The organism is Streptomyces sp. NPDC050433, assembly GCF_044458565.1.
In the GTDB taxonomy this organism is placed as follows: Bacteria; Actinomycetota; Actinomycetes; order Streptomycetales; family Streptomycetaceae; genus Streptomyces.
Window position 1 is genome coordinate 241,887 of sequence record NZ_JBITIB010000011.1, and the last position, 8,491, is coordinate 250,377.

4 protein-coding genes are annotated in these 8,491 nt (G+C 70.0%); 3 read left to right on the forward strand and 1 reads right to left on the reverse strand.

Annotated elements, in window-relative coordinates:
* Positions 1 to 45: 45 nt before the first annotated feature.
* A complete protein-coding gene (locus tag ACIBLA_RS16275) occupies positions 46 to 2,889 on the reverse strand; it encodes a glycoside hydrolase family 78 protein (protein WP_399198957.1) in 2,844 nt (947 codons plus the stop codon).
* A 621-nt stretch (positions 2,890 to 3,510) separates the two neighbouring features.
* On the opposite strand from ACIBLA_RS16275, the gene ACIBLA_RS16280 reads away from it, so the two are divergent.
* The 3 genes from ACIBLA_RS16280 (at position 3,511) to ACIBLA_RS16290 (ending at position 8,166) form a co-directional block, all read left to right on the forward strand.
* Positions 3,511 to 4,929 carry an MFS transporter gene (locus ACIBLA_RS16280; RefSeq protein ID WP_363242449.1) on the forward strand — a complete coding sequence of 473 codons (1,419 nt, stop codon included), beginning with the start codon at positions 3,511 to 3,513 and terminating at the stop codon, positions 4,927 to 4,929.
* Between the two features lie 107 nt (positions 4,930 to 5,036).
* Positions 5,037 to 7,475 (forward strand): beta-glucosidase, encoded by a 2,439-nt coding sequence (locus tag ACIBLA_RS16285; protein WP_399198958.1) that lies wholly within the window; start codon positions 5,037 to 5,039, stop codon positions 7,473 to 7,475.
* Positions 7,476 to 7,530: 55 nt separating this feature from the next.
* Positions 7,531 to 8,166 (forward strand): TetR/AcrR family transcriptional regulator, encoded by a 636-nt coding sequence (locus tag ACIBLA_RS16290; protein ID WP_363242447.1) that lies wholly within the window; start codon positions 7,531 to 7,533, stop codon positions 8,164 to 8,166.
* Positions 8,167 to 8,491: the final 325 nt, after the last annotated feature.

Sequence of the window (8,491 nt, forward strand, 5' to 3'; positions counted from 1 at the left end):
CGACGGTCGGCGTGGTGCCGGCCGGGTTCGTCGTACGGGCCACGGTCAGACGCGGCCGTCCAGTTCAGCGAACCGCTCTTCGAGGTCGGCCAGGAACTTCTCGCCGCTTGGCAGCATTCCGGCGATCACCCGCACCGTCATTCCGGTCGGACCGCCGGAGCCGCTGTCGATGAAATCGGCGGCCTCCGGGACATGGGCGATGAGCACTTCCTTGAAGACACGGGCGGCGTCCTCGCGGGCGAGCAGATCGTCGACCGACATGTCCACGGACAGCGGCTTCAGCTCCACCTCGTCGCCTGCGAAGAGCACGGTCCAGCTGTGCCGCCCCGACACCACCGTGACCTCCTCGGCTCCGGGCAGCAGGATCTCGGCCGTGGTGTTCGGCGGCACGAGCGTCTCTACGGTCAGCTCGCCTTCGACCAGGGACCACGACACCTCGGCCTGGCCGTACGGCGTGCGCAGACCAGCGCGTGCGTGGGTGAGTCCACCGCCGGGGCGTGGCTCGACCCGCAAGCGACGGTAACCGGGCTCGGCGGGGGCGAGACCGGCGACTGTGCGGTGCAGCCAGTCGGCGACCGCGCCCAGCGCGTAGTGGTTGAAGGACGTCATCCCGCTCGGGTTGACGGTGCCGTCCGGGAGCATGCTGTCCCAGCGCTCCCAGATGGTGGTCGCACCCATCGTGATCGGGTACAGCCAGGACGGGCACTCCTGCTGGAGCAGCAGCCGGTACGCCGTGTCGGTGTGGCCGGTGCGGGTTAGGGCGTCGCAGATCAGCGGGGTGCCGACGAAGCCTGTGGCGATCTTGTGTCCGTTGGCGCGGACGAGCTGGGCGAGGCGGGTACCCGCGTGGGCGCGCTGTTCGTCGGTGTCCAGCAGGTCGAAGCAGAGGGCGAGGGCGTACGCGGTCGGCGCATCGGACATCATCCGGCCCGAGGCCGTAACGTACTCCCGGCGGAACGCGGCCCGGACCTCGTCGGCCAGGGCGCGATAGCGCTCGGCGTCCTCGGTGCGGCCCAGGAGTTCGGCGGTGCGGGCGAGGACCTCGGTGGAGCGCGCGAAGTAGGCGGTCGCGACGAGTTCACCCGGGGTCGCCGCAGCCTCGGGCCGTCCGGCGGGCGCCGTCGGGTCGAGCCAGTCTCCGAACTGGAAGCCGCTGTCCCACAGGTGGTTGTCGCCCGCGAGCGAGGCGACATGGTCGACCCAGCCGCGCATTGAGTGGTACTGCGTGGCGAGGATGCCGGTGTCCGCGTACCGCTCGTACAGCGCCCACGGCACCAGGGTGGCCGCGTCTCCCCAGGCCGCGGTGGGCGTCTCGGCGCCCGCCACCACTTTGGGCACCACGAACGGCACGCCACCGTTCTCGCCCTGCTCGGCGGCGAGGTCGGCGAGCCAGGAGGTAAGGAAGCCTGCGCTGTCGTAGAGGAAGGAGGCGGTGAGCGCGAAGACCTGGATGTCGCCGGTCCAGCCGAGGCGCTCGTCGCGCTGCGGGCAATCGGTGGGGATGTCGAGGAAGTTGCCGCGCATGCTCCGTACGACGTTGTCGTGCAGCTGGTTGACCAGCGGGTCGGAGCACTCGAACGTGCCGGTGCGCTCCAGGTCGGAGCGGAGGACGACGGCGCGTACGGTCGTCGGATCGAAGTCGTCGGAGTCCCCGGCGATCTCGGCGTACCGGAAGCCGTGGAAGGTGAAGCGCGCCTCGAAGACTTCGGTGCCCACGCCGCGCAGGGTATAGGTGTCGGTCGCGGCGGCGTGGCGCAGCGGCCGGGTGCACAGCTCCCCGTCCTCCAGAACCTCGGCGTGCCGCAGCGTGATGACAGTGCCGCTCTCGCCGGAGACGGTCAGGCGCAGTCGGCCCACGACGTTCTGCCCGAAGTCCAGGACGGTCCTGCCGGACGGTGTCGTCGTCACGGAGACCGGGGCGATCTCCTCGGTCCGGCGCACGGGCGGGCCGTCGGGGGCGACCAGCGTGTCCAGGTCTCGCTCGATTGTGTGCACACCGCGCCAGCCCGACTCGTCGTAGCCGGGCTCCGACCAGCCGGAGCGCTCCAGGCGGGAGTCGTACGCCTCGCCGTCGTAGATGCTGGAGGAGATGATCGGGCCGGTCGCGGCGCACCATGAGCCATCGGTCGTGACGCGCTCGGTCGTGCCGTCCTCGTACACCACCTCCAGCTGGGCAAGGAGGGCAAGCCGGTCGCCATAGACGGCACGGGTCTTGCCGTCGAAGCCGAGGCGCCCGCGGAACCAGCCGTCGGCCAGGGTCGCGCCGATCGCGTTGCGGCCGGGGCGCAGCAGGGCGGTGACGTCAAACGTCTGGTAGCGCAGGCGCTTGTCGTACGCCGTCCAGCCGGGCGCGAGGACGTCGTCGCCGACGCGGCTGCCATTGATCTCCGCCTCGTAGACGCCGAGGGCGGTGGCGTACAGGCGGGCCGAACGCACGGGCCCCTGCACGTCGAACTCGCGGCGCAGCATCGGCGAGGGCTGGTCCGCCTGCGGGTCCTCGTCCCACTCCGGCGTGACGAAGACGGCCGACCAGTCCTCGGCGGCGAGCAGGCCGACCTCCGCCACGGCCGGGTCGCTCCACGCCGAGAACTCGCCATCGGAGCCCGTGACACGGACCCGGACAGTGCCTCGTGCGCGGGCCGGGAGCGGCTCGAAAGGCCAGGGCACCAGGACGGAGTCGGCCGAGTCGACCTTGACGGTGGTGACCGGAAGGCCGCTGTCCTCGGCGGTCAGCTCCACCTCGTACGCCACCTGGCGCCAGTCACCGGCCTCTGTGAGCGTGGTCCACGAGAGCCGCGGGCGCCCGGTACCGATACCCAGCGCATCGCGTACGTGCTCGAACCTGACCCCGGTCACGGTGCCCGTCTGGTGGCGGGTTTCCTGCCTCACGAAGCGTCCTCACTTCTCACGCCGGGCACGGGGGTGCTCACGGACATCATGAATCACCAACATTGACTGAATCGATTCAAACAAAGAGCCGAAAATCCGACCCGCGCCCGCGGAGGGGGATCGACCATCCAGGCGGGTCGCTCAGAATCCCTGGCCGAAACCCTAGTCACGAATCCCGAATGTCGCTAGGTTTCCAACGCGTGAACTTCTCGTTCACTGCTGATCCGACCGATCAGGGGGTCGACAGCGGGGGTTGCATCCCAAGCCGCTACCCGCGATGTCACGCCATGAACAAACAGACGAGAGAAGGGTTGACGCGCAACAGGGCATCTCCCACCATGACCGCCGCGGAACTGAAAGGTTCCAATCACGGAGTACGGAGACGTGATCGTTGCCCGTGCCCTTCACCTGCGCTGCCGGGCTCCGACGGAAACGTTCCCGTCACCACCGCCCCGCCGCCCCGGGCTCCCCCAAACCCGACGAGGTCAACTTCCGCAGGACCGCCGAGCCGCGCAGTCCTCCCCTCCGACGAGAGGTCACACCGCCGTGCCTTCCTCCACCACGCCCTCCCCGCCCCCTGCGACCGCGCCCTCCCCGGCCGAAGGACCCGGCAGGTCCGGCATGGGAACCCGCCTGGCTCTCATCGCGCTGGCCCTCATGTGGCCCACCCAGCTGCTCTCCCTGACCGGTCTGCTCGGCGGCAACGCCCAGGCCTCCGTCGCGCTGCACTTCCGCACGACGGAGATCGGCTGGTTCATCCTGGTCAACGCGCTGGTCGCCACGGTGATCACGCCGTTCGTCGTGAAGTTCGCCGACTTCTACGGCAAGCGCAACGTCATGATCGTCATCACCGTGCTGGGCCTGGTCGGCGACATCATCGCGGCGGTCGCCACCAACTACAGCATGCTTCTGGTCGGCCGGGGTATCGCAGGCTTCTACGGCCCTATCGCCGCCCTCGCCTATGCCAGTGTCCGCGAACTCTTCCCGCCCAAGCAGGTCGGCGCCGCGAGCGGAATGATCGGCAGCGGCATCGCCTTCGTGGCCCTCGGCGGCCCCTTCCTCACCGGCTGGGTGCTCGACAGCTACGGGTTCCGAGGCGTCCTGTGGACCTTGACCATCGCCACCGCCATCGGCCTGGTGCTCCTGCTCACCGTCGTTCCGGAGACCCCGCAGCGCGTCGAGCGGACGAAGGTGAACTGGTTCGGCGGGCTGCTGCTGGGCGGTGGCGCGGCCGGCCTCGCGTACGGCATCGGCAAGGGGGGCGAGTGGGGCTGGACCGACCTCGGCACGCTCGCGTTCATCCTCGGCGGCGTCCTGGCCGTACTGCTCTACGGGTTCACCGACGCCAAAAGCGCCCATCCGCTGTTCCACCTGGCCATGATGTCCCGTCGCTCGGTGTGGACAGTCTTCCTGGCCACTGCTCTCGTTGGCGCCACGCTCTTCGGAACCGGCGTGATCAGCCAGCTGCTGGTGCTCTACCCGAAGATTCCTGGTGCCTCCGACGGCCTGGGCATGACCGCCACGCACTTCGCGGTCATCGGGATCCCCGCCAGCATTCTCATCCTGGTGGCCGGCTTCGGCACCGGTGTTCTGCTGCGCAAGGTGGACGCCCGGCTTCCGCTGGGTCTGGGCGCCCTGCTCGCCGCCGTCGGCTTCATGCTCCAGCGGCAGTGGCACTACACGGACATCCAGCTCATGCTCCTGGGCACCATCTCCGCCCTCGCCATGGGCCTGATCGTGGCGTCCATCCCAGTGCTGATCATCGAGGCGGTCACGCCGGAGGAGCAGGCCACCGCCAACGGGCTGCAAGGCATGCTCCAGGGGATGCTGACGACGGTCGTCACCCAACTCGTGTACGTGGTCCTGGCCCAGAACAGCACCATCGTCCAGGGCACGCGGTTCTATCTCGATGCCGGTTACAAGAACGCGATGCTCCTCGGCGCCGGCCTCGCCGTGTTCGGACTGCTCGCCGTCGCCCTCGTTCCTCGGCTGCGCCGGGCGGAGGACGTCGAGGCGGGGGGAGCCATAGCCGCCCTCTGACCGCGCCGTCCCGCAGACCCCGGGGCCGCCGTGCGACCACTGCCCCGTCACGGCAGCCCCGGCACCACCTACCTCCCACGACACCAATACGAAAGGCAGGACGGCACATGCCCCGCCGACAGCCGGCCGACGAAGCAGATCTCACCCGGCGCCTCGAAGCCATGTCCCTCAAAGAAAAGGTGACCCTGCTCACCGGCGGCGACGCCTGGACCCTGACACCGGTCGCCGCCGCCGGCCTCGCATCGCTCGCCCTGTCCGACGGGCCCGTGGGCCCCCGTGGCACGTCCTTCGGCGGCGACACCCCGCCCGCCCTGCTCTTCCCCAGCCCCAGCTCCCTCGCCGCGGCGTGGGACGAAGAGACGGCGTACGAGACGGGCCGCCTGATGGGCCTCAAAGCACGGAACATGGGAATCCACGTCTTGCTCGCCCCCACCGTCAACCTGCACCGCTCGCCCCTGGGCGGACGCCACTTCGAGTGCTACTCCGAGGACCCGCTCCTCACCGCCCGCACCACGGTCGGCTTCATCAAGGGCGTCCAGTCGACGGGCGTCGCCGCCACCGTCAAGCACTTTGTCGGCAACGACTCCGAAACCGCGCGCATGACCTACGACGCCCGAATCGACGCCAGGACCCTGCGCGAAACGTACCTGCCGCCGTTCGAGGCGGCTGTGCGGGAGGCCGGCGCGTGGGTGGCGATGGCCGCCTACAACGCGGTCAACGGCACGACCATGACCGAGAACCGCGAGCTGCTGACCGGGCTACTCAAGGAGGAGTGGGGCTTCGACGGCGTGGTCGTCTCCGACTGGCAAGCGGCCCGCTCGACGGATGCCTCCGCCCTCGCCGGCCTCGACCTAGTGATGCCCGGACCGGAGGGACCGTGGGGCGACGCCCTGCTGACCTCCGTCGAACAGGGCCGGGTTCCCGAGTCCGTGATCAACGACAAGGTGCGCCGCATCCTGCGGCTGGCGGCCCGGGTCGGTGCCCTCGACGGCATGGACGGGCCCGGTGCCGCCTTGCAGCCCGAGGACACGCACGCACGCATGAGGGAGCTGGCGGTCCGCGGCTCCGTACTACTGCGCAACGACGGGCTGCTGCCGCTGAACCCGGACACCCTGCGCAAGGTCGCGCTCATCGGCCCCAACGCGATCCGCTTCGCCCCCCAGGGCGGCGGCAGCGCCCACGTCACCCCCGAGCACGTCGTCACCCCCCTCGCAGGACTCCGCCACGTACTCGGCGAGGATGTGGAGATCACCGTCCACCAGGGCGTTTTCCCGCACTCCAAGCTCCTGCCGCTCGACGCCGCGACCGCCACCGACCCCGTGACCGGTGCGCCCGGCGTCCGCCTGGAGTACCGGGCGGCGGACGGGACGCTGCTGTCCGAGGAACACCAGGACCCCGCCGCCTACTGGTTCCCCCTCAACCTCGGGGAAGGGGTCGAGGAACTGGTCGCACGGACCCGGCTGACGCTCCAGGACTCCGGCACTCACCGCCTTTCGGTCCTCGGCACCGGGCACCACACCCTCCACGTCCCCGGCCAAGCCCCGCAAACGCACGACGAGCTCCAGGAGGGCGACGACATCGCCTCGCTGCTGCTCAACCCGCCCTCGCACACCTTCGTCTTCCCCGCCGACCGGGGGGAGACCGAGGTCCTGGTGCGGGTCCGGCCGCAGCGCAATCTCCCGTACCCCATCACCCTGCTGGGTCTCGGGTACGACGTCCCGCGCGGCAGCGACGAGGGGGAACTTGACGCTGCCGTCGCCGCTGCGGCGGAGGCAGACGTCGTCGTGCTCATGGTGGGCAGCGACGCCGACACCGAGGCGGAGAACGTCGACCGAACGACCCTCGCCCTGCGTGGCCGGCAGGACGAACTCGTCGAGCGGGTCTGCGCCGCCAATCCGCGTACGGCGGTCGTCGTCAACGCGGGCTCCCCGTTCCTCCTCCCCTGGGCCGACCGTCCCGCGGCTCTGCTCTGGTCGTGGTTCCCCGGTCAGGAGGGTGGGGACGCCATCGCCGACATCCTCACCGGCGCCGAACCCGGCGGCCGGCTCCCCACCACGTTCCCCGCCGCCGAGGGGGACGCGCCCGTCCTGTCCACGCACCCGGTCGATGGGCGGCTGGACTACACCGAGGGCGGTCTGATCGGATATCGGGCCTACCAGGCCTCGGACACCGCGCCGCTCTTCCCCTTCGGCCACGGGCTGTCGTACACCACCTGGGAGTACCAGGACTGCGTCGTCACCGGTGACCTGACGCGCGGGCTCGCGGTCGAGGTCACCATCCGTAACACCGGCGGGCGCGCGGGACGCGAGGTCGTCCAGGCCTACCTGGAACCGCTGGACGACGGCGAACCCCGGCGCCTAGTCGGCTTCGCCTCCGTCGAGGCAGGCCCGAGCGAAGCCGTCGTTGCCACCCTCACGGTGGAGCCGGAACGGCTCACCACCTGGTCGGACGGAGGGTGGGTCGCGCGGTCCGGGCCGCATCGCCTCCAGGTGGGGCGGTCTGCGGCGGACGTACGCCTCACGGCTGCCGTACCCCGTTCGTCGTGACCGTCAGCGACGCCCCGGCGGCGGTGTGGGGCCATGAGTGAAGTACGGTCGAATCGTGAGCACACCACGCAGGCCCCGGGGCCCTTACCGCAAGGGCCTCGAACGCCGGGAGCAAATCCTGCGGGCCGCCCTGGACGTCTTCAGCGAGCACGGCGAGCGCGGCTCGTCGCTCAAGGAGATCGCCGACCGCGTGGGCATGTCGCAGGCGGGCGTGCTGCACTACTTCGACTCCCGCGAGAACCTGCTGCTGGCCGTGCTGGCCGAGCGGGACGCGGCGGACGTCGAGGCGACAGCCGATGTGACGTCGCCCGGCGAGGCCGTTGCCCGCACCGTGGCGCACAACGCCCAACAGCGGGGCCTGGTGGACCTGTTCGTCACCCTGTCCGCCGCCGCGTCGGATCCGGACCATCCCGCGCACGCGTTCTTCACCCAGCGGTACGCGGATCTCAGCGCCCGGATCGAGGCCGGTCTGAGCACGGCCCAGCAGGCGCAACAGATCCGACCCGACGTCGAGCCGCGGCACATGGCGCGGATGCTGCTCGCCCTGTCCGACGGGCTCCAGTTGCAATGGCTGCTGGACCCGAGCGTCGACATGGCGGAGACGGTCCAGGCGTTCAACCGGATGTGCCTGGCCTGGATGGGCGAGACCGACGGTCACGCGCCGACGGCAGCTTCTGGCGACCACATCTGATCTCCTTTCGCACTTCGCACACCGTCACAGGTGGACCCTGCGGGCCCTGACCTGCGCCCTCCGCGTACTCCGAGGTCCGGGAACATCAGGAACGTTCACGACTTCCAATACCTAGTCACATCCGCTTTTTACTCCTAGTGTCCTGCGCCTGAAATCCTGGCGTTAAGTTGCTACGGTTTCAGGATGTCGTTTTCGGGGCGCTCTTCCGTCGAGTTTGTGTTGACCACTGACGAGCGTGACCAGCTGGTCCGCTGGTCGCAGGGGGCGTCGCGGCTGGCCGTTCGGGCGCGCATTGTGTTGCGGTGTGCCGAGCCGGACGTCGTGT

Coding starts and splice junctions, on each gene's coding strand:
- ACIBLA_RS16285 (WP_399198958.1), top strand. CDS start 5,037: ATGCCCCGCCGACAGCCGGCCGACGAAGCAGATCTCACCCGGCGCCTC.
- ACIBLA_RS16280 (WP_363242449.1), top strand. CDS start 3,511: ATGGGAACCCGCCTGGCTCTCATCGCGCTGGCCCTCATGTGGCCCACC.